26 protein-coding genes are annotated in these 26,985 nt (G+C 53.1%); 5 read left to right on the top strand and 21 right to left on the bottom strand.

The features are described from left to right. The 4 genes from dcd to cobA form a co-directional block, all read right to left on the bottom strand. Positions 1 to 567: a dCTP deaminase gene (dcd, locus tag ACT3RP_RS13970; protein WP_096279703.1), complete on the bottom strand. Its 567-nt coding sequence runs from the start codon at positions 565 to 567 to the stop codon at positions 1 to 3. 11 nt (positions 568 to 578) lie between these two features. Further along, the gene (gene apbC / locus ACT3RP_RS13965; protein ID WP_483394012.1) at positions 579 to 1,379 is read right to left on the bottom strand and encodes an iron-sulfur cluster carrier protein ApbC; all 801 of its coding nucleotides are present in this window, start codon (positions 1,377 to 1,379) and stop codon (positions 579 to 581) included. Positions 1,380 to 1,567: 188 nt separating this feature from the next. Beyond that, entirely contained in the window at positions 1,568 to 2,605 is a 1,038-nt protein-coding gene (locus ACT3RP_RS13960; RefSeq protein WP_483394011.1) for a coiled-coil domain-containing protein, read from the bottom strand. A gap of 205 nt (positions 2,606 to 2,810) precedes the next feature. Next, positions 2,811 to 3,626 (bottom strand): uroporphyrinogen-III C-methyltransferase, encoded by an 816-nt coding sequence (gene cobA, locus ACT3RP_RS13955; RefSeq protein WP_225734427.1) that lies wholly within the window; start codon positions 3,624 to 3,626, stop codon positions 2,811 to 2,813. A gap of 127 nt (positions 3,627 to 3,753) precedes the next feature. On the opposite strand from cobA, the gene ACT3RP_RS13950 reads away from it, so the two are divergent. The 4 genes from ACT3RP_RS13950 to ACT3RP_RS13935 all read left to right on the top strand — a co-directional run bounded on the left by ACT3RP_RS13950 (position 3,754) and on the right by ACT3RP_RS13935 (position 7,178). Next, on the top strand, positions 3,754 to 3,876 hold the full coding sequence (locus ACT3RP_RS13950; protein WP_407647811.1) for a diguanylate cyclase domain-containing protein: 123 nt from the start codon (positions 3,754 to 3,756) through the stop codon (positions 3,874 to 3,876). A 73-nt stretch (positions 3,877 to 3,949) separates the two neighbouring features. Continuing rightward, positions 3,950 to 4,288 carry a 4a-hydroxytetrahydrobiopterin dehydratase gene (locus ACT3RP_RS13945; protein ID WP_096279697.1) on the top strand — a complete coding sequence of 113 codons (339 nt, stop codon included), beginning with the start codon at positions 3,950 to 3,952 and terminating at the stop codon, positions 4,286 to 4,288. Continuing rightward, positions 4,289 to 5,479, top strand: a complete 1,191-nt coding sequence (locus ACT3RP_RS13940; RefSeq protein WP_096279695.1) for an amino acid aminotransferase — start codon at positions 4,289 to 4,291, stop codon at positions 5,477 to 5,479. A 214-nt stretch (positions 5,480 to 5,693) separates the two neighbouring features. After that, the gene (locus tag ACT3RP_RS13935) at positions 5,694 to 7,178 is read left to right on the top strand and encodes an NCS2 family permease (RefSeq protein ID WP_483394010.1); all 1,485 of its coding nucleotides are present in this window, start codon (positions 5,694 to 5,696) and stop codon (positions 7,176 to 7,178) included. Here the strand turns inward: ACT3RP_RS13935 and ACT3RP_RS13930 are convergent. The 3 genes from ACT3RP_RS13930 to ACT3RP_RS13920 all read right to left on the bottom strand — a co-directional run bounded on the left by ACT3RP_RS13930 (position 7,175) and on the right by ACT3RP_RS13920 (position 9,971). Beyond that, entirely contained in the window at positions 7,175 to 8,509 is a 1,335-nt protein-coding gene (locus ACT3RP_RS13930) for an MATE family efflux transporter (RefSeq protein ID WP_096282349.1), read from the bottom strand. The genes ACT3RP_RS13935 and ACT3RP_RS13930 overlap by 4 nt on opposite strands. A 148-nt stretch (positions 8,510 to 8,657) precedes the next feature. Next, positions 8,658 to 9,242, bottom strand: coding sequence for a YceI family protein (locus tag ACT3RP_RS13925; RefSeq protein WP_483394036.1), 585 nt, complete (start codon positions 9,240 to 9,242; stop codon positions 8,658 to 8,660). A 159-nt stretch (positions 9,243 to 9,401) separates the two neighbouring features. After that, positions 9,402 to 9,971, bottom strand: a complete 570-nt coding sequence (locus ACT3RP_RS13920; RefSeq protein WP_096279691.1) for a cytochrome b — start codon at positions 9,969 to 9,971, stop codon at positions 9,402 to 9,404. A 378-nt stretch (positions 9,972 to 10,349) separates the two neighbouring features. Here ACT3RP_RS13920 and ACT3RP_RS13915 point away from each other — a divergent pair, with 378 nt between their 5' ends. Then, positions 10,350 to 10,628, top strand: coding sequence for a hypothetical protein (locus tag ACT3RP_RS13915; protein WP_096279689.1), 279 nt, complete (start codon positions 10,350 to 10,352; stop codon positions 10,626 to 10,628). A gap of 138 nt (positions 10,629 to 10,766) precedes the next feature. Here ACT3RP_RS13915 and ACT3RP_RS13910 read toward each other — a convergent pair whose 3' ends face one another. From ACT3RP_RS13910 to leuB, 14 genes are all read right to left on the bottom strand, one after another. Beyond that, on the bottom strand, positions 10,767 to 11,972 hold the full coding sequence (locus ACT3RP_RS13910) for an O-succinylhomoserine sulfhydrylase (RefSeq protein WP_096279687.1): 1,206 nt from the start codon (positions 11,970 to 11,972) through the stop codon (positions 10,767 to 10,769). Positions 11,973 to 12,000: 28 nt separating this feature from the next. Further along, positions 12,001 to 13,521, bottom strand: coding sequence for an amidophosphoribosyltransferase (gene purF, locus ACT3RP_RS13905; protein WP_096279685.1), 1,521 nt, complete (start codon positions 13,519 to 13,521; stop codon positions 12,001 to 12,003). A gap of 143 nt (positions 13,522 to 13,664) precedes the next feature. Continuing rightward, positions 13,665 to 14,213 (bottom strand): CvpA family protein, encoded by a 549-nt coding sequence (locus tag ACT3RP_RS13900; RefSeq protein ID WP_096279683.1) that lies wholly within the window; start codon positions 14,211 to 14,213, stop codon positions 13,665 to 13,667. A 2-nt stretch (positions 14,214 to 14,215) separates the two neighbouring features. Next, positions 14,216 to 14,890, bottom strand: coding sequence for an SPOR domain-containing protein (locus tag ACT3RP_RS13895; protein WP_444672456.1), 675 nt, complete (start codon positions 14,888 to 14,890; stop codon positions 14,216 to 14,218). Continuing rightward, entirely contained in the window at positions 14,877 to 16,256 is a 1,380-nt protein-coding gene (gene folC, locus ACT3RP_RS13890) for a bifunctional tetrahydrofolate synthase/dihydrofolate synthase (protein WP_483394009.1), read from the bottom strand. Before folC ends, ACT3RP_RS13895 begins: the two co-directional genes overlap by 14 nt. Further along, positions 16,249 to 17,247, bottom strand: a complete 999-nt coding sequence (gene accD, locus ACT3RP_RS13885; RefSeq protein WP_096279677.1) for an acetyl-CoA carboxylase, carboxyltransferase subunit beta — start codon at positions 17,245 to 17,247, stop codon at positions 16,249 to 16,251. The genes folC and accD overlap by 8 nt, the downstream gene beginning before the upstream one ends. A 94-nt stretch (positions 17,248 to 17,341) precedes the next feature. Next, positions 17,342 to 18,145, bottom strand: coding sequence for a tryptophan synthase subunit alpha (gene trpA / locus ACT3RP_RS13880; protein WP_096279675.1), 804 nt, complete (start codon positions 18,143 to 18,145; stop codon positions 17,342 to 17,344). A 39-nt stretch (positions 18,146 to 18,184) separates the two neighbouring features. Further along, positions 18,185 to 19,438, bottom strand: a complete 1,254-nt coding sequence (gene trpB, locus ACT3RP_RS13875) for a tryptophan synthase subunit beta (protein WP_483394008.1) — start codon at positions 19,436 to 19,438, stop codon at positions 18,185 to 18,187. Between the two features lie 76 nt (positions 19,439 to 19,514). Next, positions 19,515 to 20,153, bottom strand: coding sequence for a phosphoribosylanthranilate isomerase (locus ACT3RP_RS13870; RefSeq protein WP_441684306.1), 639 nt, complete (start codon positions 20,151 to 20,153; stop codon positions 19,515 to 19,517). Beyond that, entirely contained in the window at positions 20,150 to 21,085 is a 936-nt protein-coding gene (truA, locus tag ACT3RP_RS13865) for a tRNA pseudouridine(38-40) synthase TruA (protein WP_483394007.1), read from the bottom strand. The genes ACT3RP_RS13870 and truA overlap by 4 nt, the downstream gene beginning before the upstream one ends. 157 nt (positions 21,086 to 21,242) lie before the next feature. Next, positions 21,243 to 22,895 carry a glucan biosynthesis protein D gene (locus ACT3RP_RS13860; RefSeq protein WP_441684307.1) on the bottom strand — a complete coding sequence of 551 codons (1,653 nt, stop codon included), beginning with the start codon at positions 22,893 to 22,895 and terminating at the stop codon, positions 21,243 to 21,245. Between the two features lie 135 nt (positions 22,896 to 23,030). Next, the gene (locus ACT3RP_RS13855) at positions 23,031 to 24,407 is read right to left on the bottom strand and encodes a type IV pilus assembly protein FimV (RefSeq protein ID WP_483394006.1); all 1,377 of its coding nucleotides are present in this window, start codon (positions 24,405 to 24,407) and stop codon (positions 23,031 to 23,033) included. A gap of 177 nt (positions 24,408 to 24,584) precedes the next feature. Continuing rightward, positions 24,585 to 25,697 (bottom strand): aspartate-semialdehyde dehydrogenase, encoded by a 1,113-nt coding sequence (asd, locus tag ACT3RP_RS13850; protein WP_096279665.1) that lies wholly within the window; start codon positions 25,695 to 25,697, stop codon positions 24,585 to 24,587. A gap of 205 nt (positions 25,698 to 25,902) precedes the next feature. Beyond that, positions 25,903 to 26,982, bottom strand: coding sequence for a 3-isopropylmalate dehydrogenase (gene leuB / locus ACT3RP_RS13845; RefSeq protein WP_096279662.1), 1,080 nt, complete (start codon positions 26,980 to 26,982; stop codon positions 25,903 to 25,905). Positions 26,983 to 26,985 lie beyond the last annotated feature (3 nt).

The raw sequence follows: 26,985 nt of genomic DNA, 5'->3' as shown, positions 1-26,985 counted from the left end.
TTAAGTGCGCGGCAACGTAACCCCGCGCTGGCCCATGTACTTGCCACCACGATCTTTATACGAAGTAGCGCATACTTCATCGGACTCTAAGAATAGCATCTGCGCAACGCCTTCATGAGCATAGATTTTCGCAGGCAAATTCGTCGTATTAGAGAACTCAAGCGTCACATGGCCTTCCCACTCAGGCTCAAGCGGCGTGACGTTAACAATAATGCCACAGCGCGCGTAGGTAGATTTACCTAAGCAAATAGTGAGTACATTACGCGGAATGCGAAAGTATTCTACCGTACGCGCTAATGCGAATGAGTTTGGCGGAATAACACAAACGTCGCCTTTAATATCGACGAAGCTTTTCGCGTCAAAGGCTTTAGGATCGACAATCGCCGAGTGAATATTAGTAAACACTTTGAATTCATCAGCACAGCGAACGTCGTATCCGTAGCTTGATGTGCCATAGGAAATGACGCGCTGATCGTTCACATAGCGCACCTGTTCAGCCTCGAACGGCTCGATCATTGCATCGCTTTTGGCCATGCGACGAATCCAGTTATCAGATTTGATACTCATCTAGTACGTTATCACTCGCTAAAGGAAATGGTAGGGCCTTCGTTTTGGCTCATGTTTACCGCTTCGGCTACTTTTTTGGCAATCGCTGCAAAGGTTTGGCTCACCGTACCTTCTGGCTCAGATACGACGCTCGGCCTGCCTGAATCCGTTAACTCACGGATAGAAAGCGTTAATGGCAGCCGTCCAAGCACTTGGGTATCGTACTCTTGGGCAATGCTATCACCGCCTCCGGCACCAAAAATAGCTGCTTCATGGCCACAATTTTCACAGTGGTAAAGACTCATGTTCTCAACAACGCCCAACACCGGCACGTTAACTTTGCGGAACATTTCAATCCCTTTACGGGCATCTAATAGAGCAATATCTTGCGGCGTTGTGACGATCACGGCGCCTGCTACCGGCACTTTTTGCGCCAGCGTTAGCTGGATATCACCGGTGCCTGGGGGCATGTCAATCAGCAGAAAATCTAGGTTATCCCATTGGGTTTGCGTCAACATCTGCTGAAAGGCACCCACCACCATCGGTCCACGCCATACCATTGGCTCACGGGTGTTAACCATAAAGGCCATCGACATGGCTTGAATACCATGGGCCTCAAGCGGTAGGAATTTATTATTGGCCGCGGCCTGTGGGCGTACGCCCTCTTTAACACCGAGCATTTGTGCTTGGCTGGGTCCGTAAATATCAGCATCAAGAACGCCCACGCGATAATTCTGTGCGGCTAACGCCAGCGCCAAATTAACGGTGACGGTAGATTTACCCACGCCGCCTTTGCCTGATGCCACTGCAATAATATGCTTAACCCCATCCATCCAATGGCACTCCTTTCATTGTTAGGCGCTTAATTAAAATAGCCCCTTAGATTAATCATTGAGTGAATGATACTCCTCAGCGCAACAATCATAAACCAACAAGCAAAAAGCGGACGCCGGTTGCCCGGCACCCGCTCTTATTTTCAGCATCAGCGCTTAGCGATAAAGGGTAAGCGCTTAGTCACGTTTCAGCCAGCATTCTGCTCTGATTCTTGACTGCCGCCGTCGCTATCGTTGGCGCTTTCATCGCTATTGTCAGGCGTATTCTCTTCATCAGAGCTGTCTTGCGAAGTTGCTGCGGCTTCGCTGACTGAGTTTTCTGCATCCGCTAAGCGGCTGTCTAGTGTGGAAAGCTCATCACGCCATTCACCTAGCTGGCTCTCTAAACGCTGCAGCTGACTTTCACGCTCCTCAAGATTACTCTCGACACTCGCCACTTCTTCGCGTCCAGCGTCTAGAGCCGTCATCAAATCGTCAAGCTCACCCTGAGCAGTGGAAACGTCCTCATTTAGGCTAGTTTGCTGCTCGGTCGTTTGGCTAATCTGCTCTTCCAGTGCAGACAGCTCTTCTTCCTTAGCACTTAAATCGTCTACCGCTTGCTGACGCTGCTCTTCAGCCTGCTGGCGTGCAGCTTCGGCCTCTTGACGGGCATCCTCAGCGCTCTGGCGAGCTTCCTCAACCTGCTGCAAATTACTTTCTGCTTCGTCACGGGTGTTGGCGATTTCATCTCGCTCTTCGCGCAGTCCCGTCATATCGTTTTCAGCATTTTCTAACTGCTCATTCAATGCTGAAATCTCTTCTTGTAGCTTATCCCGCTCAGCTTCAAGCTCTTCTAAGCGCGTCTGAACCTCGCTGACGTCACCCTGAGCACTCTGGAGCGCAGCGTTAGCCTCATCCTGCTGTGCCTGCAAGGAATCCCGCTCTTCCTGCAACGTAGCGAGATTCGTTTCGGCTTCATCAATTTCGCTAACGCGCTGTTTCATCTGACTGTTTTCTTGCTCAGCACTGGCTAGTTGCTCTTCAAGGCTATCGACACGATCTTGACGTGTGCTCGCATTAGACTGCGCCATGATTGCCCAAATAACCGCGATTGCCGCGATGCCTGCAATGGCTTTTACTCGATTGTCTTGAAAGAGCGCTTTCATATCCGCTTGTTTGACCGGCTCCGGCTTGTTGGCTGGCGGCAGATTGTCTGAATGGTTATCTGAATGATTGTCTTCTGACATTATGCGTTCCTCTATGATCTACGCTTAGATTGGCAAGCCAAGGTGTGTCCAAACTGAAGAAATGCTTTAGCAACAGTGATTCCCTAGCGGCGGACGATTACCCTTTCAGCATACACAGCTCACTGCATCTAGCCAGTCTGTTAGTAAACTCTTATAGCCATGCGACGACCGGGCTACCGCTTAGCTTAAAAGCTAATGCTGCTGACTAAGGTGAATGTTTACCTTCATGAAAGCCTGACGCCTGTCCCTCCAGCACGTCAAACCATGCAAGGGTCGTGTGTAATGACACCACGCTGCCGACTATAAGCAGCGTAGGTGGTTTTATGTCGCCCGCCAAGAAAGCATCGGGCAGCGATGAAAGGGTTCCCACGTGCGTGCGCTGCTGACGCGTAGTGCCTTGCTCGATAAGCGCAAGCGGCGTTTCTGGTGGCAGTCCGTGCTCTATCAGCGCCTGACTAATGACTCTAACGCTGCCTAACCCCATATAGAACACAAGCGTTTGCGCGGGTCGGGCAAGTGCATCCCAGTCAAGCTCGCACTCCCCCTGTTGCAAGTGTCCGGTAACAAACCGAACCGACTGCGCATGGTCCCGATGGGTAAGCGGAATACCCGCATAAGCGGCGCAGCCTGAGGCTGCCGTGACGCCAGGAATAACTTCCACGCTAACCTTGGCGGCCCGCAGCGCTTCTAGCTCCTCGCCTCCTCGGCCAAATATAAATGGGTCACCGCCTTTGAGGCGTACGACGCGCTTTCCTTGATGAGCCCATGCCACCAACGCTTGATTAATCTCATTTTGAGGCACGCTATGCAGCGAACGAGCCTTGCCAACATAGTAGCGCTGCGCTTCGCTAGGTATAAACGCCAGAATTTCATCACTAACTAAGCGGTCATAGAGCACCACTTCGGCCGCTTGCAGGCGTTTATAGGCCTTGAGCGTCAGTAATTCTGGGTCACCAGGGCCGGCTCCGACCAAACTCACCCAGCCATATGGCTGATCACCGTGCTGTCGTCCTGCTTCCAAGAAACCACCTCGAGGAATAAAAATTAGATTCTATATATTAAAAAGTAATTAATTTTATCATTAAATACCGATAACGCCTCGAATAAATTAGTGCGCATGACTTTGCTATGGGGCAGGCCATGTAACTCTGAGCATAGGGGTTGCCGAGTACCGCTGCGGCGAGCCTTTAACGAGCCTCATTGAGCGAGCCGATCAGGCGCTGTATAGCGCAAAAAGCGTAGGCCGCGACTGCGTTCGTCTTCTACGCTGATAGTGACACTAATAGTTCGCTAAATAAGCCGTCTTATCGCTCATCATTTCCTCACAGCAGCAGGAGCTCCATCATGGAAAAGCTCGCCAGCCTAATCTGTGAACCATGCAGTAAGAATGTGCCACCGCTGAGTCCAAAAGAGGCATTCACACGGCTAAAAAGCCTTAGCCAGTGGCAGATTGTCGAGCACGATGGCATCATGAAGCTGTCGCGATGCTTTAAGTTTCGCGATTTTGCTAGCGCCCTGGCATTCACTCAGCGCGTTGGCGATATTGCAGAGCAGGCTGGCCATCATCCCGTTATTATCACGGAGTGGGCCAAAACCACCGTTACATGGTGGACCCATACTATTAAAGGCCTGCAACTAAATGACTTCATTCTTGCCGCCAGAACTGACGAGGTAGCCGATTAAATGTTTGAGCATATTGAGCGAGTCCCAGGAGACGCCATTCTCGGGCTGATCGAAGCTTTCAAAAAAGATACCAATCCACAAAAAGTGGATTTAGGTGTTGGTGTTTACCGCGACACTCAGGGCAATACACCGGTAATGCGTGCCGTGAAGGAAGCAGAAGCTCGCCTGCTCAAGAATGAAACGACGAAAACGTATATTGGCTCTCACGGTGCCCCAAGCTATGGCGAAGTAGTGCTGCCCATGGTATTTGGCGCTGACTCCTCCGTATTAAAAGCCAATCGTGCCAGCGCTACCCAGTCACCGGGTGGTACCGGCGCACTGCGCCTAGCGGCTGACTTCATCGCATCGCAGCTGCCAGGCAAAGGCATTTGGGTCAGCGACCCCACGTGGCCAAACCACCACGGCATTTTCACCGCCGCGGGTATTGAGCTTCACAAGTATCCCTATGTGGATCCCGATAACCGTCTGGATTTTGACGGTATGCGCGCTGCGCTAAAAAGCATTCCACAGGGCGATGTCGTTGTCCTGCACGCCTGCTGCCATAACCCGACTGGCTTTGATCTTTCCCATGATCAGTGGCAGGAAGTATTAGAGATTGTTCGCGAGCGTAAGCTACTACCGCTAATCGATTTTGCTTACCAAGGGTTTGGCGAAGGTTTAGAAGAAGACGCTTACGGCGTTCGCTTGCTGGCTGAAAATCTTGATGAAGTCATTATTACCAGTTCTTGCTCGAAAAACTTCGGCATTTACTGTGAGCGCACCGGCTGCTTGATCATGGTGGCTAAAGATAGCGAGCAGATGGGCAACATCCGCTCACAGGCGGCAATCGTTGCTCGGGAAAACTATTCCAACCCACCGGCTCACGGCGGCTCTATTGTCAGCGAAATTCTACATGACGCAGAGCTTACCGCGATGTGGCGTGAAGAGCTGACCGAAATGCGCGACCGCATCAATACCCTGCGCCGCGATTTTGTTGAAGCACTGAAGCCTTACGGGCTGGACCAGAAATATGCGTGCGTTGCTGAACAGCGCGGCATGTTCTCCTACACTGGCCTAACGCCGGAACAGGTCGATCGCCTACGCGATGAATTTGGCATTTACATGGTGCGTTCAGGCCGTGCCAACGTAGCGGGGTTTTCTAATGAGAACCTGCCCTACCTTGCCAAAGCTATTGCTGCCGTCAACGACTAGCATTACGTTTTGTAATGCGCTAAATGCTCAGGCAATGCCTGGGCATTTTTGTATCTTGGGATGCCATATCGACTTGTGTACAATTACGCGCTTGCCGCCAGAGCCTGGGGCGCCCGTGCGGCGCTCATTGCAACGCAACGCCTGACCGATTAGTCAATTCCTCGGCACACTCAGCGAAGCCTTGTAAACAATCATCACACTTTAGAGGCCTATCATGGCGGCTGCTAGCACCCACTATCCTTGGTATAAAAAAGAAGATACCGACGCGTTCTTCGCGCTGTTTCAAAACAATATTGCCAATTTCGTTATCATCGCCATTACGATGCTAGGCATGGGATTCCCCTCCTCCATTGTTTATGGACAGGTATTGCCTGGCGCCGCAGTCGCCGTGATGGTGGGAAATTTTTACTATGCCTGGAGTGCGACAAGGCTGGCGCATAAAGAAAACCGCGCTGATGTGACGGCGCTGTCTTACGGCATATCAACCCCCGTTATGTTCGTGTTTTTATTCGGTGTTTTACTGCCCGCTAAGCAGCTTACCGGCGATGCGGAAATGGCCTGGAAAGTCGCCGTGGCCGCCTGTTTTATCAGTGGTGGCATCGAAGCTGCCATTAGCATTATCGGCCGTTGGGTGCAGCATCACCTGCCTCGTGCCGCCATGCTTGGAGCCGTTGCGGGTGTCGCACTCACATTCATCGCCGGTGAAATGCTATTTAAGACGCTTGAAATGCCGATCATAGGCCTGCTGGTGTTAGCGATCATCATCGTCGGCCTAGTCGCGCGGGTCAGCATGCCTTTCAAGCTGCCCGCATCCCTGTTTGCGATTATCGTCGGCACGACCATGGCCTATTTAATTGGCGATGCGGACACAGAGCGTTTTAGCGATGCTTTCACTCACCTAGGGTTCTACCCATTATTGCCTAACTTGGCATGGTTTGAAGGGTTGGGGCTGTTGCTAACGAGCATGCTCGCCATACTAACGGTAGTGCTGCCCATCACGCTCTATAACGCTATTGAAACAATGAATAACGTAGAGGCAATGGAAGCGGCCGGCGACAAATATGATGTACGCGAGTGCCAGGCAGTGGACGGTGTAGGCACCATGATTGGAGCACTATTTGGCGGCGTGTTCCCGACCACGGTATACATTGCAACGGTGGGCGCCAAGTGGATGGGCGCAGGGCGAGGCTATAGCCTGCTCAATGGAGCCGTCTATGCGCTTGCAACTATGTTCGGATTAATCGCCGCTCTAGCAGCGATTATTCCCGTTTCTGTGGTCGCGCCTATTTTAGTCTTTGTGGGCATGTCGATGATTGCGACGGCGTTTCAGGCCAACGATACACGCTACTATCCTGCCGTTGCGTTAGCCATGCTGCCCTACTTCGCAAACTATGTGATGACACGCTTCAACCGTGGCGCTGGCGAAGTGGTTAGCGACATTTCCAGCGCCATTGTGGTCATGGGTCAAGGCGCTATGTTTATGGCAATCTTGCTGGGCGCCATGACGGTGTCAGTCATCGATCATCAGTTCAAACGCGCGGCAGCCTTTGCAGCTATTGCAGCAGGCTTTTCGTTTATCGGCTTAATGCATGCGCCTAAGCTCACCTTTAACGCCGCGCCCGAATTTGTAATGGGCTACTTAGCGATGGCGTTACTATTTTTATATTTCTCGTTTCAAGAGTCAGTTCGAAAACGCTAATTGACGAATCCCGCCTGCCGGTGTGGGCGGGATAAAATACGCGTTAGCACTCGCCAAGCCATTAAACCTGCCAGCAGATTTCCCACTGCCCCACCGGCCGCTAGCCCCCACCAGCCGAAGAGCTGAGACCCCACCCATAGGCAAGGTAGGTAGCAAACAAATAGTCGCGCACTGGACAAAAGCATCGCGCGCAACGGCCAACCCAGGGCATTACCGGCAGATACCACTAACATGCAGACGCCAAGAGCGGCATAGCTAGGCAGTAGGAAGCGGATCAACAGCGTCAGCTCACTTTGTACATCTGGATTGCCTGCTAACGCCATGGCCAGCCAAGGAGCGCCAAGCGCCAGCACCACGCCAAGGCCTAGCTGCCAAAACAGCGCCACTTTGATAGCTAATTTCATCAGTTGGTGTATTTGCCCCCAGTCGTTCGCTCCATAGCAGCGCCCTAGCCACGGTGGCAGTGACATTGTCATTGCCAAAATCACCATTAGCGAAAGCGTTTCCAAACGGCTCGCCAGCCCCCAGGCGGCTACTTCGCTTTCACCCAGGCCTGCAACCACAGAGATAGCCAACATGGCCGCTAAGGGTGGCATCAGTTGGCTGACCATGGCCGGAGCGGCGATCCCAGTAAACGGCCGCCATGACTGTTTTGTCTCTAGCCACAATCCTTCTGAGGATGCCCACTGGCGGCGGGCCAGTTTCAAACCTGTGATCGCCAGCCCTACCGAGAAAGCAATCGCGGTAGCCCAAGCAGCGCCTGGCAACCCCCAGCCCTGCCAATCACCTACACCAAAAATAAACAAAGGATCAAGAACCAGGTTGATAAGACTGCTGAGCACCATCATTTTACCCGGTAACCGAGTGTCTCCATGGGCGCGAAATACGCTATAGCTAAAATACAGCAGCGCACCTAACCATGTAGATAGCAGCTGAGGCCCCCAGTAGACACGGATATAGGATAGCGTCGTTTCATCCGCTCCCAGCAGTTGAAAAATAGGCACATGAAATAGCCACAAAATGATTGCCAATAAGCCAATTACTCCACCGCCGGCCATCAACACTAGGCTGCTTAGGCGCCTGGCACGCTCTTCTTCTCCAGAGCCCAGCGCCCGGGATATAAGCGCGGCAATAGCGATACCCATTCCTACCTGAATACCAATAATCAAAAATGACAGCGGAAAGGTAAACGACTGAGCTGCCAATGGCGCGGTTCCCAAACGAGCAATGAACGCGCTATCAACCAGTTGAAAACCCAATAGCGCCAGCACGCCAATGGCCATAGGCCACGTTTGGCGCCATAGGGTTGTGGCCAACTCTTTTTGATGCATAACGGCTACCAAGCAGTCTCTCCTTACTCTTACTACAGGGGTTAATATATACGAGGGTTAATACATACAGGCGTTAATACATCATTGACTTAACGTAAAACGCCACCGCCCTTTTAAGGGGCGATGGCGCAAGTACTACAGTACTTAATTACTGACGAATGCCTTCGAAAGTCACATAGAGCTCAACTTCATGCATCGCTTCAGGGAAATCGCTCATGTCGATGCCGTAATCGCTCAGCAACAACGTGGTGGTGCCTTCAAAGCCGGCGCGAGAATTGCCCCACGGGTCATCGCCTTCACCCAGTAGCGTCACCGGCATTTCGATTTCTTGAGTTTCACCATGCAGCGTTAGGTCACCCGTTAGCACGCCTTCGTCTTCACCCGTTGACTCAAACCCTGTCGAGGTGAAAGTAGCCGTCGGAAACTCGCTTGCGTTCAGAAAGTCGCCGCTCAAGATATGACGATCACGCTCAGCGTGATTGCTGTTCAAGCTATCAACCTGAACTTCGATTTCAGCAGAGGATGCATCAAGGTCTTCAGAATCGTAAGAAAACTGACCGTCAAATTTTTCAAAACTACCTAAAAGATAAGAAAAACCCAGGTGGCTAATTTTAAACTGCACAAACGCATGCTGACCTTCTGTATCAAGCTGGTAATCAGTAGCCTGCGCTTGGCTCAATGGCACCAGTGCGAGCGCGGCAATAGCAGATGCAAATGCGGTCTTTTTAAACATCATTGATAATTCCTCTCTTTATTGAAAAGTCACTACTTATTGGAAAGTCACTGCGTTGGCTCAAGGCCGTCGCGTGTTTACAAAAAACGTATATTATTTAGAGAACATAGCAACCGGCAGCGCTTTTTTCTGAGTGCCAGCAGCCCAAAATGTATCAAATCAGTTTACGCCGCGAGCGCTGCGCTGGGCGTGAACAGGATTCATCATACGCACCAGAGTCTTATTACGGTCAAACCAGTGGTGTTTTAGCGCGGCAAGCGTATGGCCCGCTGCTAAAAGCATCAGCGTTAGGGCGCTATACCAGTGCACGTCGCCTGCAAGGCTTGCCTGATTGGGAAAATTTTGCAGTAACGCAGGCACTTCAAACCAACCAAAGACGCTGACGCCGCGACCATTGGCGGTAGAAATTAAGTAGCCACTGACCATGACCAATAGCACAGCCGCATATAGCCCGATATGCCCTAAGTGGGCAGCAATCACTTCTAAGCGACGACCTTCTAGCCGGGGTGTGGGCTGGAATAAACGCCACACTAAGCGCCCTAAAGTGGCGAACAAGAGCAAAATACCAATTGAGCGGTGTATCCATGGGCCTTGATTATACCAAGAATCATAATAGCCCAACCCCGTCATCCACCAGCCTAGTGCAAATAAACCAATAATGGCCAAAGCACTTAACCAGTGAAGCAAAATACTTACAATACCCCAGCCGCGCTGCGTGTTACGCCACATTGGTTATTCCTCACTTTATTGACAACTGTCTACTGTGACGACTGGTGCCTACTGAAGGCTAATCATTTATCAGCAGTTAGCATACCCATTAGCGCTAGTGGAATCTGCTGAAAAAACCAGCAAAAACCATTCGTAAAAATCATTGATTAGCTCGCTAGCAATAGCTATCAGCAACACAGTGGCCACATTGACCTGGGTGGACATAAAGCTTAATCGTAAGAACCATGACTCAATTCATTCTAAAATATAGAATGATAAATGCAATTTAAATCAATTTTTATATTTTATTAGCAGGCTTACAATGGTAACATGTTCGAAAACGAACATGGCGAAATCGCCACCATTACATATTAAAGCACGCCAATGAGGTTAACTATCATGAACAAATTTACCGCAGCCGCCGCCATCGCTCTAACGCTTTTCTCTGGTGCCGCACTGGCAGAAAGAGGCTCGGATGAATTCAATGAAGTCGCTCACGCTACTTCCCAGGTTCAGCACCAAACAATTACCGAGCGCAACATGACGCCAAGCGATTTAACTGCCGTGAATGGCGGTGGTGCAAAAAATGCGGTTAGCCACCCAAAATCAACGGCTCAATATCAAGGTAATGGCGGAAAAGACATCGCCCTTACTGAATTGACGTCTAGAAATTCGTAATAGAGATCGCTGTCGGTTCTTATCCAAGCCGATATCCAGTGGCGCTTCGTAAATCATGCCAGTGCCGCTGGAAAACAAACAACCCCACTTCTGGTGGGGTTGAGTCGTTTCAAAACACTTAGGTAGGTCATCGGTCTTTTAGACTGTTTTGGCCATTAGTGCATCTAAACCGCGAGCTAAATCGCGCTGAATGTCCGCTTGGCTCTCAAGCCCAACCGCAACGCGAATGAGTCCCGGCGTAATTCCCGCTGAGGCTTTTTGAGCATCAGAAAGACGCCCATGTGTGGTCGTAGCTGGATGCGTAATAGTGGTTTTAACATCCCCTAAATTACCCGTAATAGAAAGCATTCGAGTCGCATCAATAACCTGCCAAGCGCCCTCTTGACCACCCTGCACTTCAAAACCTAGCACTGCGCCAAAGCCTTTTTGCTGCTGCTTGGCCAACGCATGCTGTGGATGTTCTTCCAAACCGCTGTAATACACCTTAGTCACCGCCGGGTGGGCGTGTAACCAGCGTGCAAGTATCAAGGCGTTTTCACAATGTGCCTTCATACGCAGTGACAAGGTTTCTAAACCTTTGGTAAAAATCCACGCATTGAAAGGACTCAAGCATGGGCCGCACGTACGCACTACGCCAAACACTTCTTCAAGCAACGTATGGCTACCTACCACGGCGCCGCCAATTGCGCGGCCTTGACCATCCAAGTACTTGGTTGCTGAGTGAATGACTAAATCCGCGCCAAGCGCCAGCGGCTGCTGAAGTGCCGGAGTAAGAAAGCAGTTATCAATCGCTAACAGCGCATCATGCTGCTTAGCTAACGCGGCTAGGGCCGAGATATCGGCGATCTCAGAAAGCGGATTAGACGGCGTTTCAGCAAACAATAACCGCGTCTTTGGCGTAATTGCAGCTTCCCAGGCAGAGAGATTGGAAAGCTCTACATAGCGTGTCTTGATACCTAGTTTTCCTAGGTATTTATCGAACAGACTCACCGTGGAACCAAACAGCGACCGAGAAGCAACAATTTCATCACCGGCAGAGAGTAGCGCCAGCGCGGTAGATAGAATCGCTGACATACCGGAGCTTGTCGCCACACAGCGCTCGCCACCTTCAAGTGCCGCTAGACGCCGTTCAAACGTATGCACCGTGGGGTTGGTGAAGCGCGAATAAACGTTACCAGGCTCTTGTCCACCGAATTTACGCGCGGCTTCCGCAGCACTTTCGTAGACAAAGCTGGACGTTGGAAAAATAGGCTCAGAGTGCTCCTGCTCAAAGGTGCGCTGATGACCTGCCCGGATCGCCAGCGTCTCCAATGACCACTCGTCCTGGTGATTATCGTCATGCATAGGGCTTACCTCTTAATCGTCCAGGTCATTAATCGTCCAGGTCATCGTCCTGATTGTGCATGCCGACCAGAGCATGATCACCCGCGCTCTGGTCTTTCGCGGAATCGTTGCGACTGGCTTCCAACGCCGCCAAATAGGCGTCGTCAATATCACCGGTTACGTAGTTACCGTCAAACACCGAGCAGTCGAAGGCCTCCATTTCAGGATTCACTTCGCGACAGGCCGCTTTTAGATCGTCTAGATTTTGATAGAAAATGCGATCAGCGCCAATCAGCTCACCGACTTCTTCTTCGGTCCGCCCGTGGGCAATGAGCTCAGAAGCGGCAGGCATATCAATCCCGTAAACATTAGGAAAACGTACCGGCGGTGCCGCCGAGGCAAAATAGACCTTACGTGCTCCCGCGTCGCGGGCCATTTGAATAATTTGCTTACAGGTAGTGCCGCGTACGATCGAATCATCGACAAGCAGTACATTCTTGCCGTTAAACTCAACGTCAATGGCATTGAGCTTTTGGCGAACCGACTTTTTACGCTGAACCTGCCCCGGCATAATGAAAGTGCGCCCAATATAGCGGTTTTTCATAAACCCTTCGCGGTAGGTCACTCCTAGGTGCTGCGCCATTTCAAGCGCGGAGGTTCGCGACGTGTCAGGGATAGGAATCACCACGTCGATATCGTGATCCGGCCACTCATTTAAAATACGGTCACCCAGTTTACGCCCCATCTGCATGCGGGTTCCGTAGACATAGGCACCGTCAAGCAGCGAATCTGGGCGCGCTAAATAGACATGTTCAAAGATACACGAGCGAAGCTGCGGGCGATCGGCACATACCTGAGTATGAATATTGCCTTCGATATCGACAAAAATGGCCTCACCAGGCGATAGATCACGTTCAAGTTCAAAACCACCTACATCTAGCGCTACGGATTCAGAGGCGATCATGACCGCTTGGCCGTTCTCTTCTTCACGTGTGCCAAACACAACCGGACGAATCCCGAAGGGATCGCGGAAAGCCACCATCCCAAAGCCGTTAATAATTGCCACCGCCGCGTAGCCACCTTTGCAACGACGATGAACTCTACGCACGGCATCAAAGATGTCTTCCGCTTCCAGATGCAGGCCCTGCTTACCCAGCTCATGGGCAAACACGTTGAGCAGTACTTCGGAATCAGAACTGGTGTTAATGTGGCGAAGATCCGTGGAAAATAGCTCTTGCTTCAACTGCTCTGAGTTGGTCAAGTTACCGTTATGCGCTAGGGCGATACCGTAGGGTGAGTTAACATAAAACGGCTGAGACTCCGCTTCACTCGAGGAGCCAGCAGTTGGGTAACGTACGTGTCCAATGCCCAGGTTACCTTTTAAACGAGCCATATGGCGGGTATGAAATACATCACGTACCAAACCATTACTCTTGCGCAGCAAGAAGCGTCCTTCGTTCCACGTCATCATGCCGGCAGCGTCTTGGCCACGATGCTGAAGTACGGTCAGGGCATCGTAGATTCCCTGATTTACCGCCTGCTTGCCCAGAAGGCCCACTATACCGCACATTCACGTTACCTCGCTTAATGCCATGGCTTCACCTAAGTCACTTACCTAGGCAAGCCCGTACGTTCGAAGAATCGACTTCAGTAACAGGTCAATCACCTGTCGGAATAACTTAACTACTTAGCGCTCGCGACGAGCTTAGACCTTCAAACGCCTTCGCGGGGGCGTAGGTCGGGTAAAGAAATATCGCGTAACGACGCTGGCGCTTCAGGCAATTCGCGGTCCCACTGATCTAATTGGCTAACCGCCCAGTCGCGCAGCTGGATAAAGGTCGGGCGCAGCTCAGCCTGTTGCCAGGCCTGCAACTCTGCAAGCGGAGTTAGCGTGATCAGTACCGTCGCGACCAGCAGGATAACCGCCCCGCGAGCCACGCCAAAAGCGGCGCCCGCGACGCGGTTTAACAAGCCCATGCCAACCCACTCAACCGCAGCATGCACCAAGCGAATAACAATGCCGCAAAGCAAAATAACCGCGAAGATCACTAACGCAAAGGCCAGAACCAAGCGCGCGTCAAAGCTTTCAATAAATCCGCTCATTAGCTCGGCAACCGGCTCGGCCAGCACTCTTGCCACCATCAGGGCCACAACCCAAGCGGCCAAGCCTAGCGCTTCACGAACAAATCCTCTTACAAAACCGGCCAGCATCGAAAGCGCTAGCACGGCCAGGAAAACGGCATCAATCCATGTTAATGCCATCGTTAATCTCTTACTCGCACAAGCAGCCCTTGGACATTAGCGCGCTCTTTAATCGATGTCATGGCAGCATCACCATCTTCCGATGTCGCATAAGGCCCCACAAACACGGTCGTCATGTTGTTATCCCGCTCACGCTGATAGACGGTAAAACCTTCGCCGGAAAGCTGCTCACCCAAGCGCCGGGCATTTGCCGCTTCTCCAAAGCTGCCAACTTGCACCGCCCACTGCCCTTGAGGGCTAGCGGATGGGCTGGATGAGCTCTGTGAAGCGGTATTGCTAGTACTATTACTACCACTGCCGGAATTACTGCCGCTGTTATTAGTAGCCATTAAATCAGCGATAGGGTCGTTATCGGACGTAGCCGCATCAGAGCCGCTGGCCGCAGGCCGCTGGGCTTGATCGGTCTGTGGCGTGCGAGGACTGACATCAATGGGTATATAGCCGTCACTATTCGCACTGCTAGGCGTTGACGATAATGAAGGCTCGTTAACGGTTGAAGGTCGCTCAGGCGCAGGCACATCGCGACGCTCTACTTCAGTCGGCTTTTCAATCACAAAGCTCGGCTGCGGGCGTTCTTCCCTGGGCGCGGGGTCACTCATTAGCCATGGCACAAAAATCGCCAGCAGCGCGAGTAAAATCACAATTCCGCTGATACGTTCCGTTTTACCGTATTTCATTTTCGTCTCCATCAAGCGACACTGCGCCTGTTGGCAGTGGCCTAGCTAACAAAGCCGCTACAGTAAAGAACGACCCGGTGGCCAAGACACGATCATTGAGCGTTAACACCTTCGCCAACCAATCAGCGCCTGCTTGCGGCGTGTCAGCGCAAAAGTGTACCCGCCCTCCCTGTGCAATTATTCGTTGAGACAACGCTTGGGCTTGGCAGCCACGCTCTCCCGTTAGGGTCACACACACCCAGTCAGTTATACGGGCCGACAATGCCTGTATGACACCGTCGATATCTTTATCATTCAACATGCCAATAAGGCCCCACTGCCGGCCATTGCCCGGCGGAAGCGGCAAGTAGTTAGCGATATATTCCGCAGCGTGAGGGTTATGCCCGACATCCAAGCACCACTGACCCACCCACTGCATGCGCCCTGCTAGAATGACGCTACTCAGCGCCTTTTGCACGCGACCTTGTTCAAGCGTGAGTCCAGTGAGTGCAAGTGCCTGCAGAGCCGTGGCGGCATTATCAATCGGCAGCCCGGAATCAGGCAATCGATCCAGCACGATGCCCGTCTCATCTGCTTGCTGGCCCTGCCAGCGCCACGTTTTAAGCCCACTGGCAAAGGCGTCATGCTGAAAATGTTGGCCTAATCGAAATACGGGAGCTCCCAGCGTGTGCGCGTATTCAGCAACGCTTTCGGGCAATGTTAAGCTACCAAGCACTGCAGGATGCCCGGCACGAAAGATACCGGCCTTTTCACGTCCAATCTGAGCTATGTCTGTACCTAGAAAATTAGCATGATCCTGGGCGATTGTGGTCACAACTGCCACATCCGCATCAATAATATTGATCGCATCAAGCCGGCCACCCAGCCCCACTTCCAGCACGGCGAGATCAAGCTCTGCACGGGCCAAACACCACAACCCACATAGCGTGCCCGCTTCAAAATACGTCAGGCTTATTTCAGGCTCTTGTAAGCGCGCACGTTCAACGTGCTCAAAACCCTCTATCAGCAGCTGATCATCGGACTCCTGGCCGGCGATTTTGACGCGTTCGTTATAGCGCAGTAAGTGGGGCGAGGTATAAGTACCCACCCGCTGACCGTGAGCACGGGCTACGCTATCGATCATGGCCAGGGTTGACCCCTTGCCATTCGTGCCTGCGACGGTAATAACGCAGGAGGCAATGGGACGAGAAAGCAGCCCCATACGATTAGCTACCTGCGACACCCGCTTCAGGCCCATATCAATGCCGACCGGATGCAGCGTTTCCAGATGCTGAAGCCACTGGTCTAAAGACCACCGTTTTAAAGACAGCTGCTCTAAAGACGGTCGCTCTGAAGCCAATGGCGACACAGCGTCAGAATCAGGCATTGCGCGAATGGTCGTCACTCTTAGCCGTATCGAGCTTAGTCAACGTTGCTTCTGCATCGTCCGCCAAAACAGCTTCCTCAACGATTGGCTCAGAAACATCCGCCTCATCGTCTACATCGAAAGTTACTGGCGCTGCATCGTGATGCGTTAGCTTACGCAAAACGCTGCCCACGCGTGCGCGCATCTCATGACGATGGACAATCATATCTACCGTACCGTGGTCGAGTAAAAACTCGCTGCGCTGGAAACCTTCCGGCAGCGTTTCGCGCACCGTCTGTTCGATAACGCGAGGCCCCGCAAAGCCAATCAGGGCATTGGGTTCAGCAATATTCAAATCACCCAGCATCGCGAGAGACGCCGAAACACCACCAAACACGGGGTCTGTCAGTACCGAGATATACGGCACGCCCGCCTGTTTAAGCCTTTCAAGCGCCGCCGATGTTTTTGCCATCTGCATCAGTGAAAAGAGCGCTTCCTGCATGCGCGCACCACCGGAGGCCGCAAAACATACCAGCGGAATATTCTCGTTAAGCGCTAACGTAGCAGCACGCACAAACTTCTCGCCGACTACCGCCCCCATCGAGCCACCCATAAAGGTAAACTCGAACGCGACGGCAATCACCGGCAGGCCGTCTAACTCACCGCGCATCGCCACCAGGGCATCTTTCTCACCGGTGTCTTTTTGCGCTGCGGTCAGGCGATCCTTGTACTTTTTAGAATCGCGAAACTTCAGCCGATCATTTGGCTCAAGATCGGCGGCAACCTCTTCGCGCCCGTCTTTATCCAAGAACCAGTCCAAGCGCTTGCGTGCCGTTAAGCGCAAATGGTGATCGCACTTGGGACAAACGCTATTGTGTTTCTCTAACTCAGGGAGATAGAGAACTGCTTCGCACTTGGGACATTTACGCCAGAGGCCGTCGGGCACGCTAGCGCGACGGTCTTTACGCTGGATACGACCCATTGAGGGAACGATCTTGTCTAACCAGCTCATATCAAAAAGGCTTCCGTTTTACGTCAACGCTTGGCAAAACCAAGCTTGATGAGTGTCATTAATTTATTAAGTATAGGCGATAAAGCGTTTTTCTTTAGGCATCCATCGCCGTGCGCATTTCTGCTAATACACTTTTCAACTGGCCCGCGATAGTTTCCGGGGCATCCAGGCTTTCAGCAATACGGTTAACCAAGGCGCTACCAACAATCACACCATCAGCCACTTTAGCCACTTCGGATGCGGTCGCGCCATCACGAATACCAAAGCCAACGCATAGTGGCAAATCGGTCATCCCCCGCAGCGGCGCCAAATGCTCAGCTACATCGTCTGCGTTCAGGGTGGCCGCGCCTGTCACGCCTTTCAGCGAAACATAGTACAAGTAGCCATTACCATGGGCGCATATTGTAGCGGCACGCTCGTTAGAAGTGGTAGGCGCAACGAGAAAAATCGCGGCTAAATCACGAGCCTTTAGCAACGGCCCAATTTCATCCGCTTCTTCAGGCGGCATATCGACAATCAGAACGCCGTCTACGCCAACATCAGCGGCTTGATCGGCAAAACTCTCATAGCCAATGCGCTCGATAGGATTTAAATAGCCCATCAGCACCACCGGCGTGGTGGTATCCGCTTGGCGAAACTCTTTGACCATCTGCATTAGATCAACCAGCCGCGTACCTTGCTTCAATGCACGTTCACAGGCTTTTTGAATCACAGGGCCGTCGGCCATAGGATCAGAAAATGGTACGCCAAGTTCAATAATATCGGCGCCCGCATCCACCAGTGCATGCATAAAGCCCACGGTATACTGCGGCGCTGGATCCCCGGCGGTAATGTAAGGGATTAGAGCCTTACGGCCCTGCTGTTTAAGTTCACTGAAACGCTGATCAATACGGTTCATGCTTACCCTTAAAAAAGCTGCGCTTAAAATGACTGATTCTTAAAACTCTATGCCATCAATCTTGGCCACCGTCATGATGTCTTTGTCGCCGCGACCGGAAAGATTAACGATAATATGCTGGTCAGGAAGCATGGTCGGTGCCAAAACTTTTGCATGGGCCAGCGCATGTGCCGACTCAAGGGCGGGCATAATACCTTCCATATGCGTTAGCTCGCGAAATGCTTCCAGCACCTCTTTATCATTGGCCGCCACGTAGCTAACGCGCCCGACGTCTTTCCATAGCGCGTGTTCAGGGCCTACTCCGGGATAATCAAGGCCCGCCGAAATAGAGTGGGTGTCGGACACCTGGCCTGCTTCATCGGACATTAAATAAGTACGGTTGCCGTGCAGGACGCCCCGTGGCGCGTTCGTCGTGAGGGGCGCCGCATGGCGACCAGTTTCAACGCCATCCCCACCGGCTTCAACGCCATACATAGCCACCGCGTCGTCTTCCACAAACGGGTAGAAAAGCCCCATAGCGTTAGAACCACCGCCAACACAGGCAATCAAGGCATCAGGTAGGCGGCCAATCTGCTCAAGGGACTGGCGGCGCGCCTCGCGCCCTACTACCGAATTGAAATCACGCACCAGCAGTGGATAAGGGTGCGGGCCGGCCACGGTACCGATGATATAGAAGGTGTTATCGACGTTAGTTACCCAGTCGCGCAGCGCTTCGTTCATAGCATCTTTAAGCGTGCGGGTGCCGGACTCTACCGGAATCACGCGGGCACCCAGCAGGCGCATGCGGTAAACGTTCAACTTCTGGCGCTCTACGTCTTCAGCGCCCATATAAACATCGCACTCAAGCCCTAAGCGAGCAGCCACGGTAGCAGAAGCAACACCATGCTGGCCGGCTCCCGTTTCGGCGATAATACGCGGCTTGCCAGTTTTCTTAGCCAGCAGCGCCTGGCCAATCGTATTATTGACCTTGTGAGCACCGGTGTGATTCAGGTCTTCCCGCTTCAACCAAATTTGCGCACCGCCCAGACTCTCCGACCAGCGCTTGGCATGATAAAGCGGTGAAGGACGGCCAACGTAATGAGCAAGGTCATAGTCAAATTCAGCTTGGAAGTCGGGGTCGTCACGTAAGCTTAAGTACGTTTTCTCCAACTCTTCCAACGCGAAGCTGAGGGTTTCAGACACAAACCGACCGCCGTAGGGGCCAAAATGACCACGGGCATCCGGCATTTGGGTTAGCTCGCTGAACTTCGTTTCAAGTACAGCTTTAGAAACACCAGTCGCAGAAACGGTCACAGAGATACCTCACAAGATCGCCAGAACAGGCAAACAATAAATGGATCAACGTAAAACGCAGCTCGATAAACATAGGCTAGCGTGTGTCGGCTAACGCCACGTGGCGAACAAAAGCAGCCATTTTGGCAGCATCCTTACAGCCGTAGGCGGCTTCAATACCCCCTGACACATCAACTGCATAGGGCATAACTTGACGCACAGCCTCGGCAATATTATCTGGCGTCAGCCCACCGGCGAGGATAACAGGTTTTGCAAGATTTGCGGGGATTCTCGACCAATCGAAGGTCTCTCCAGTACCGCCCGGCGCCCCTGGACGATAGGCATCTAAAAGCAGCGCCTGTGCCTGGTGGTAGCGTTCAGCCTGTTGCGCCAAGTCTATTTCATCACGCATACGTAATGCTTTTATCCACGCCACCCCATACTGCTGGCACGCTTCAGGCGTTTCGTCACCATGGAACTGAAGCAAATCAAGATGCGGCAAACACTGCTCAATCAACTCAGTAGACTGATCCACAAACAGCCCAACGCGGGTTACAAAAGCAGGAACGCGGGCAGACAGTTCGGCCAGTTGCTCAACACTCACACCGCGCTTACTTTTTGGCCACATGACGAAGCCTACTGCATCTACGCCGACCGCGACGGCGCTATCGATATCATCTGAACGGGTAAAACCGCAAAACTTGATGCGCGTGCGCGTTAATGGATCAGCACTCAAAACGACGTCTCCTGCTCAGAGCCAGCCGCACCGTTTAGCGAGCGGCTGCGGCGATAGGCAACACGTGGCGTATCCGGCAACTCCCGCTCGCCGGTCCACTCGCCGGTAAACGAAAGAAGATGCGGCCCCAACGGTTCTTTAGGCAAGTCAAACCGCTCATCATAAACGGAATCGACAAAATGCAGCCCGCAGGCTGGCGCGGTAACGTCGCCCTGACGGCGATTCTGCAGCGCTAACAGTTCGCCAATATAGGCCTCGCTCTTCGCACCACGCCCAACGCTAACCAGCGCGCCGGCAATGTTACGAATCATATGATGCAAAAATGCGTTGCCTTGAATATCGATCATCACAAGCTGGCCATAGCGATTTACATCAACAAAATGCATATGCCGCCAGGGCGTTTTAGACTGGCAGCCAGCGGCACGAAAGCTGGAAAAATCATGTTCGCCCACCAGCGACTGGGCGGCACGATGCATGGCGTCTGCATCTAGCGCGTCACGGCACCAGGTCACATTCGCCCGCTCTAGCACCGGACGGCTGACTTGATTTAGCAACACGTAGCGGTAACGACGGCCAAGCGCGCATAGCCGCGAGTGAAAGTCATCCCCCACAGGTTTTACCCAGCGCACGGCAATATCTCGAGGCAAATGGGTATTGACACCAAATATCCAGGCTTTTTCTGAACGCCCGACCGGCGGGTCAAAATGCACGACTTGACGCGTGGCATGCACCCCGGAGTCGGTGCGCCCGCTGGCGTGAATCTGGATCGGCTCATTGGCCACCTTGCTCAGCGCGACTTCTAACGACGCCTGAACGGAAGCTGCATGCTTTAGGCGCTGAAAACCGCAGTAATGGGTACCGTCGTATTCAATACCCATTGCCAAACGGCCAGTAAGCGGAATTTTCTCATCGAAGTGATAGGACAGCGTCATCAAGCCACGTCATTTTAAAGATTTTGAAGGTTCGCTATTATCCCGGCCTCGCGGCTTGAATGCCACCTCTTCAATTGTTCACTCTTCCTCAACCTGCCTGCGCAGCTTTTTAGCAGGGACTATTGTTGCCGTTCTGACGCTCGGGTGGAATTCAACCTCAGCGTGCTGGGACTCTCTCCGGGAACTGGCGGTCTTCCGGCATCGGCGGGAAGTACTGATAGACCCAGGTCTCACTGATGGTTACGCCCTCGGCGCTTAGCGTCAGGCGCATGTCGAGTGGGTCTAAAGCGTCGCTGGTGGGATACCAATCGAACTGAATACGGAAGCCCTCGAAGTCATCTACCCAAAAAATCTGAACATTCTTGACCTCGCCTTCGGGCACGTCGAGGTGGGTCTGAAGCCCGATCTCATTGTCGTGGAAGTGCTTAACATCACCACCGACAAAATCGATAGCGATGCGCTGAGCCCAGACGTCCGGAAAGTGCTCACCCGGCGCCCAGCCCTCGGGGAAACCACCGATACCGGTAAACGTCTTGCGGACTCGCGCTAGGTCGCTCTGCACTGGCGGAAGAGCACTCCAGTGAAGCTTGTAGGCGTAGTGCAGTGCCTGCCCCGCCTCTACCGCCGCTTCCGGCTTCCAGAAGGCCACGATGTTGTCCATGGTCTCACCAGAGGTGGGGATCTCAAGCAACTGAATTTCACCTCGCCCCCAGTCGCCCAGAGGCTCAACCCAGAGACTAGGACGGTTGTGATAGTTGCCCACGATATCTTCGTAGCTGTCGAACTCGTGGTCAGTTTGCAGCAAGCCAAAGCCCTTGGGGCTGTTGTCGCTGAACGAGTTGAACTGCAAACGTGGCGGGTTATTAAGGGGCCGGCAGATCCACTCGCCGTTGCCGCGCCAGATCGAGAGACGATCGGAGTCGTGGATCTGTGGGTGGAAGGTCAGGCACATGTCGCGCTGCTGGGTACCGCAGCTGAACATGCTGGTCATCGGCGACAGCCCGAGCTGGGCAATCGATTCTCGCGGAAAGAGATGCTTGTCGATCTCCATCACCACTCGGTTATCTTCACAATGGATGACGAAGCGGTAGGCGCCAGCTAGGCTCGGAGAGTCAAGCAGCGCATGGGCCACGAAGGTCGTGGCGCCGGCTTCCGGTGTTTCGAACCAGAAGCGAGTAAACGCCGGAAACTGCTCGTTGGCTTCATCGGTGTAGGTATTGACGGCAATACCGCGGGCGGAGATGCCGTACTGATAGGTGTCATCGACCGCGCGGAAGTAACTGGCGCCGAGGAAAGACACGATATCGCGCTCGGTCAGTGAAGGCTCCTTAAACACCCGAAAACCGGCAAAGCCAAGTTCGCCCTGCCCTTCGAGCTGCGAGACATCGACGTGAGCGCCCGAATAGTTGAACAGGTCGGGACGAAAGTGAATCTCTCTCGCCTGGCTGGTCTCAGGGTCCACCGAATACATCCGCACCGGCTGGTCGAATGCCATCCCCACGTGGAAGAACTGTACGTCAAGCGGACCATTCAACTGATCCCAGAGAGAGTGGTTGGGATCGTAGCCGATTTCGTTGTAGCGCTGTGGCGTGAGATTGCTCAGCGTCGGCGGCAACTGCTGGACAGTGCTCTGATAGGGTTTGACGGCGAGGTCGCGGGCATAATCCTGAAGCCAGTCGAAACTGAAGGCTTGAGAATCGCCATCCGCGATACGACTAGAGGCGCTGGCCGCGGCGAACAGAGGTGCCGAAGGCAAGCCATACCAGGCCGCTAGCGCCAACGCGCTCTTGAGCACACTTCTACGATCCATGAACACCTATCCTTTGTATGTAGACAGTCAATTCGCAGCATTTACGATCCGAGACCTCTTAGCTGCAAGCGAGATGCGAATTTCAGACGCCGTATTTCGACGGCAGTTCCCTACATCAAGCCTTGAGCGCCCTCGTCACCGGTTATCAACCGGCTTGAATGCCACCTCCTCAATTTCCCACGACGCCTCGACTGAGCCAGGGGCGCGATTAGCGCCAGTTGCACGATGCGTAGCAAGCTGTTCGTTAGGCGGATGATAATCAACCAGCCAGTGGTCGGGGTTTTCATCCCTTTCACCCTCTCCCAGTGGGCGTCTCTTGTGATCATCATCGACCTTCTTATCCGGCCCGGGCGTTAACGTGGGTGAAGCAGAGGGGTTTATCACGGCCTTCGCCATCGCTGCGTCGTCCCAGGTCTCATCTTGATGCTTACGCCGCCAGATCAATAACACAACCAGTAGAACGATGGCCGTTAGCCCAAGCGGCCACTGATAATCCGCGATGAAAGTGTTCGCACTCTGCCCCTCGCTCGTACTGGCAGCGGGTCGCGCAGGAGATTGCTCCGCAGCAACCGCTTGGCTAGAGAGCGCATCGCTGAGCGCCTCCGCCAGTGAGGCAATATCGCTGCGCAGCTCACTTAACTCGGTACGCATTAGTTCGCGCTCGTCACGCACCTGTTGAAGCGCCGCCTGGTTTGAGCGCAGCTGCTCGGCCAGCCCGCCGGGAAGTAAGGCCTCAGGCGGCTCAATGTCCTCTTCAATCGCCGCGGGCCGGTCTACTGTCAAAAAAGCATCAGCATTAGCAGCACCGCTGGAAAGATCAATCTCGCTTGTCTGCAGAGCTTGGGTAGAGTCTGCTGGGGCATTCGGCATGTCCACACTTGAGCGTGCCATTACGCGCTCTTCATTCGGCACGCGCAGCGTTTGGCCTGCTCGGATCTCGTTAGCATTCCCTGACGGAAAAACATTAGGATTAGCGTCAACAAGCGCTGCCATCATCTGCTGAACGCTAGCCTTTGCAGGCTTAGTTCGCTCGGCAACGCTCCATAGCGTGTCGCCACGATTGATATAAGCGCGCTGTTGGTCATCGTTAGGAAAATTATTTAAGGCCATGCGCTGGGCGTAATCATGCGGATCAAAGAGTAGCGTGACATCGCGGGTCTGCGACCCGCCTGGGTACTCCAGAGTGAGCAGCAGCTCAAGCCAAGGCTCCTGCATGGTCTGCTGTGAACTTAAATATACCTGGCGGCGGCCCTGTCGTTCCTTAACTTGGGCAGTCACGCTAGCGGCTGACGGCGTCCACTCAAGCCCTGCAGCAGCGAAATCGGTCTGATTGGCAACCCTAACGCTAATATCTTCCAACGGGTAATCACTGTTTCCAAGCAGCGATAGAGAAGCCTTCAACGGCTCATTTAAATAAGAACTGACGTTCGCGTACCCCAGCTCAACGGCAATGGCGAGAGGACTCACCAAGCTCAGTGAGACACACACAGCCCATGCGCGTATTGGTTTCATAAAGCTCCCTAGCGTATTACTTTATTTCTCCCACCGGCTAAACTTGGCGGCGTTACTTCCCTCCCCATAACTTAACTAAATATTGGCTTATTTCCCATTCGTGAGCGTTGTTGCCACGAAAAAAAACGGGAAGCTGCGAACAGCTTCCCGTTTAGACTGATGTACAACCGCCGTCAATTACTGCTCGCGTAAAATCTTAAGCATGCGCTTAAGCGGCTCTGCGGCGCCCCAAAGCAGTTGATCGCCAACGCTGAACGCAGACAGATACTCACCGCCCATTTGTAGCTTACGAAGGCGCCCTACCGGCACTTGCAGCGTGCCGGTAGCGGCAGCAGGCGTTAGCCCAGCGATGGTGGCGTCTTTATCATTAGGAATCAATTTGACCCATTCATTGTGCTTAGCAATGCGGTCTTCAATCTCATCTAGCGGCACATCATGCTTAAGCTTGATCGTGAACGCCTGACTATGGGAGCGCATCGCGCCAATACGCACACACAGGCCGTCAATGGGAATCGGGTTGTTGTCGAGGCCCAAAATCTTGTTGGTCTCAACGCTGCCCTTCCACTCCTCACGACTCTGGCCGTTATCCAACTTAGTGTCGATCCACGGCAACAGGCTGCCCGCTAGCGGTGCGCCAAAGTTATCGGTCGGAAAATCGCCGCTGCGCATAGCAGCCGTTACTTTACGGTCGATATCTAGAATCGCACTTGAGGTATTCTTCAGCTCATCGCCAACGCTTGAATGAAGCTGTCCCATTTGATTGAGCAACTCGCGCATGTGCTTAGCACCGGAGCCTGAAGCGGCCTGGTACGTCATGGACGTCATCCACTCGACCATATCGGCTTCAAACAAACCACCCAACCCCATAAGCATGAGGCTGACGGTGCAGTTACCGCCAACAAAGGTTTTAGCACCTTTGGCGAGCTGGTCATCGATCACCTTGCGGTTAACCGGATCCAGTACGATTGTTGCTTCGTCTTCCATGCGTAGCGTGCTAGCGGCATCAATCCAGTAGCCTTTCCAGCCAGCGCTACGTAGATCTTTATAGACAGGCTTGGTGTAATCACCACCCTGGCACGTCACAATGACATCCAGCGCTTTAAGCGCCTCGATATCAAAGGCATCTTTCAGCGAAGGTACCTCTACACCGATGTCGGGGCCGGGCTGGCCAACCTGGGAAGTGGTAAAGAAAACCGGCTCTATGCCGTTAAAATCACCATCTTCTTGCATGCGTTGCATCAGCACCGAGCCAACCATGCCGCGCCATCCCACGAAACCGACTTTCAACATATAAAGTCCTCCTGCAAAGAATGAGTCCTTGTATTATACACAAATCGTTAGGGTAATTTTGGAACCAGCAGGGAGGTTAAGGGGTGTCCCTGCGACAAGCCTTCGAGGGGGCGCTGTAAACCCGTCCCTGGGCGCTACATTTGCCATCCATGGCAAATGACCCCCTCTACGGCTTGTCCCAGGCGCCCTTAAGGCAGTCGCTACTTTACTGCTTGGCAAACGCGGCGAGTACCGCATCACCCATTGCCTCGGTGCCAATGGTTTGCATGCCGTCAGAAGCAATATCCGCAGTGCGCCAGCCATCATCCAGCACGCTGCCTACGGCGGCTTCTATGCGCTCTGCCATCGCGGTCTCATCGAGCGAATAGCGCAGCATCATGGCAACCGACAGCATCATCGCCAGCGGGTTAGCAATATTCTGCCCAGCGATATCTGGCGCGCTGCCGTGGCAAGGCTCAAACATGCCCTGCCCGCTCTCATTTAACGACGCCGAAGGGAGCATGCCGATAGAGCCAGTCAGCATCGCGGCGGCGTCAGAAAGAATATCGCCAAACATATTGCCGGTAACAACAACGTCAAACTGCTTAGGCGCGCGGACCAGTTGCATGGCTGCGTTGTCGACGTACATGTGCGAAAGCTCAACATCCGGATACTCCGGTGCCAGGCGCTCCATCACTTCGCGCCATAAAATCGTCACTTCCAGCACATTGGCTTTATCGACCGAGCACAGCTTCTTGCCACGCTTTTGGGCCATTTTAAATGCCACGCGACCGATACGCTCAATTTCGCTTTCAGAATAAATATAGGTATTAAAGCCCACGCGTTCGCCGTTGCGCACTTCAATGCCACGAGGCTGGCCAAAGTAAATACCGCCGGTGAGCTCGCGCACAATCATAATATCAAGCCCAGCTACCAGCTCAGGCTTCAGGCTAGAGGCGCTGGCTAGCTGCGGATAAAGCATGGCTGGGCGCAGGTTGCCGAACAAACCAAGGTTTTTACGCAGCCCCAGTAAGCCTTTTTCAGGACGCTTAGAGAGATCTTCAATTTTATCCCACTTAGGGCCGCCCACTGCGGCTAGCAGGATAGCGCTGGCCGCTTTGGCTTTAGCCAGCGTTTCCGCGGGGAGCGGGTCGCCGTGAACGTCGTAGGCAGAACCGCCCACTAAACCCTCTTCTACTTCAATATCCAAACCTGCTTCTTGGCACGCTTTTAATAGGCGCGCCGCCTGGGCAGCAATCTCGGGTCCAATACCATCTCCCGGTAACAACAAGACCTTATGTGTCATGCA

It is taken from the genome of Halomonas sp. AOP5-B2-8, assembly GCF_052376475.1.
GTDB classification, from domain to species: Bacteria; Pseudomonadota; Gammaproteobacteria; order Pseudomonadales; family Halomonadaceae; genus Vreelandella; species Vreelandella casei.
The sequence above is the reverse complement of the archived record's forward strand: the minus strand, read 5'-3'. Positions and strand labels throughout refer to the sequence as shown.

Coding starts and splice junctions, on each gene's coding strand:
- ACT3RP_RS13910 (WP_096279687.1), bottom strand. CDS start 11,972: ATGCATGACGATAATCACCAGGACGAGTGGTCATTGGAGACGCTGGCG.
- ACT3RP_RS13935 (WP_483394010.1), top strand. CDS start 5,694: ATGGCGGCTGCTAGCACCCACTATCCTTGGTATAAAAAAGAAGATACC.
- folC (WP_483394009.1), bottom strand. CDS start 16,256: ATGCCTGATTCTGACGCTGTGTCGCCATTGGCTTCAGAGCGACCGTCT.
- accD (WP_096279677.1), bottom strand. CDS start 17,247: ATGAGCTGGTTAGACAAGATCGTTCCCTCAATGGGTCGTATCCAGCGT.
- ACT3RP_RS13960 (WP_483394011.1), bottom strand. CDS start 2,605: ATGTCAGAAGACAATCATTCAGATAACCATTCAGACAATCTGCCGCCA.
- dcd (WP_096279703.1), bottom strand. CDS start 567: ATGAGTATCAAATCTGATAACTGGATTCGTCGCATGGCCAAAAGCGAT.
- ACT3RP_RS13945 (WP_096279697.1), top strand. CDS start 3,950: ATGGAAAAGCTCGCCAGCCTAATCTGTGAACCATGCAGTAAGAATGTG.
- ACT3RP_RS13900 (WP_096279683.1), bottom strand. CDS start 14,213: ATGGCATTAACATGGATTGATGCCGTTTTCCTGGCCGTGCTAGCGCTT.
- ACT3RP_RS13855 (WP_483394006.1), bottom strand. CDS start 24,407: ATGAAACCAATACGCGCATGGGCTGTGTGTGTCTCACTGAGCTTGGTG.
- asd (WP_096279665.1), bottom strand. CDS start 25,697: ATGTTGAAAGTCGGTTTCGTGGGATGGCGCGGCATGGTTGGCTCGGTG.
- ACT3RP_RS13940 (WP_096279695.1), top strand. CDS start 4,289: ATGTTTGAGCATATTGAGCGAGTCCCAGGAGACGCCATTCTCGGGCTG.
- purF (WP_096279685.1), bottom strand. CDS start 13,521: ATGTGCGGTATAGTGGGCCTTCTGGGCAAGCAGGCGGTAAATCAGGGA.
- apbC (WP_483394012.1), bottom strand. CDS start 1,379: ATGGATGGGGTTAAGCATATTATTGCAGTGGCATCAGGCAAAGGCGGC.
- trpA (WP_096279675.1), bottom strand. CDS start 18,145: ATGAACCGTATTGATCAGCGTTTCAGTGAACTTAAACAGCAGGGCCGT.
- truA (WP_483394007.1), bottom strand. CDS start 21,085: ATGACGCTGTCCTATCACTTCGATGAGAAAATTCCGCTTACTGGCCGT.
- ACT3RP_RS13915 (WP_096279689.1), top strand. CDS start 10,350: ATGAACAAATTTACCGCAGCCGCCGCCATCGCTCTAACGCTTTTCTCT.
- ACT3RP_RS13920 (WP_096279691.1), bottom strand. CDS start 9,971: ATGTGGCGTAACACGCAGCGCGGCTGGGGTATTGTAAGTATTTTGCTT.
- ACT3RP_RS13925 (WP_483394036.1), bottom strand. CDS start 9,242: ATGTTTAAAAAGACCGCATTTGCATCTGCTATTGCCGCGCTCGCACTG.
- ACT3RP_RS13895 (WP_444672456.1), bottom strand. CDS start 14,890: ATGAAATACGGTAAAACGGAACGTATCAGCGGAATTGTGATTTTACTC.
- ACT3RP_RS13930 (WP_096282349.1), bottom strand. CDS start 8,509: ATGCATCAAAAAGAGTTGGCCACAACCCTATGGCGCCAAACGTGGCCT.
- leuB (WP_096279662.1), bottom strand. CDS start 26,982: ATGACACATAAGGTCTTGTTGTTACCGGGAGATGGTATTGGACCCGAG.
- ACT3RP_RS13860 (WP_441684307.1), bottom strand. CDS start 22,895: ATGGATCGTAGAAGTGTGCTCAAGAGCGCGTTGGCGCTAGCGGCCTGG.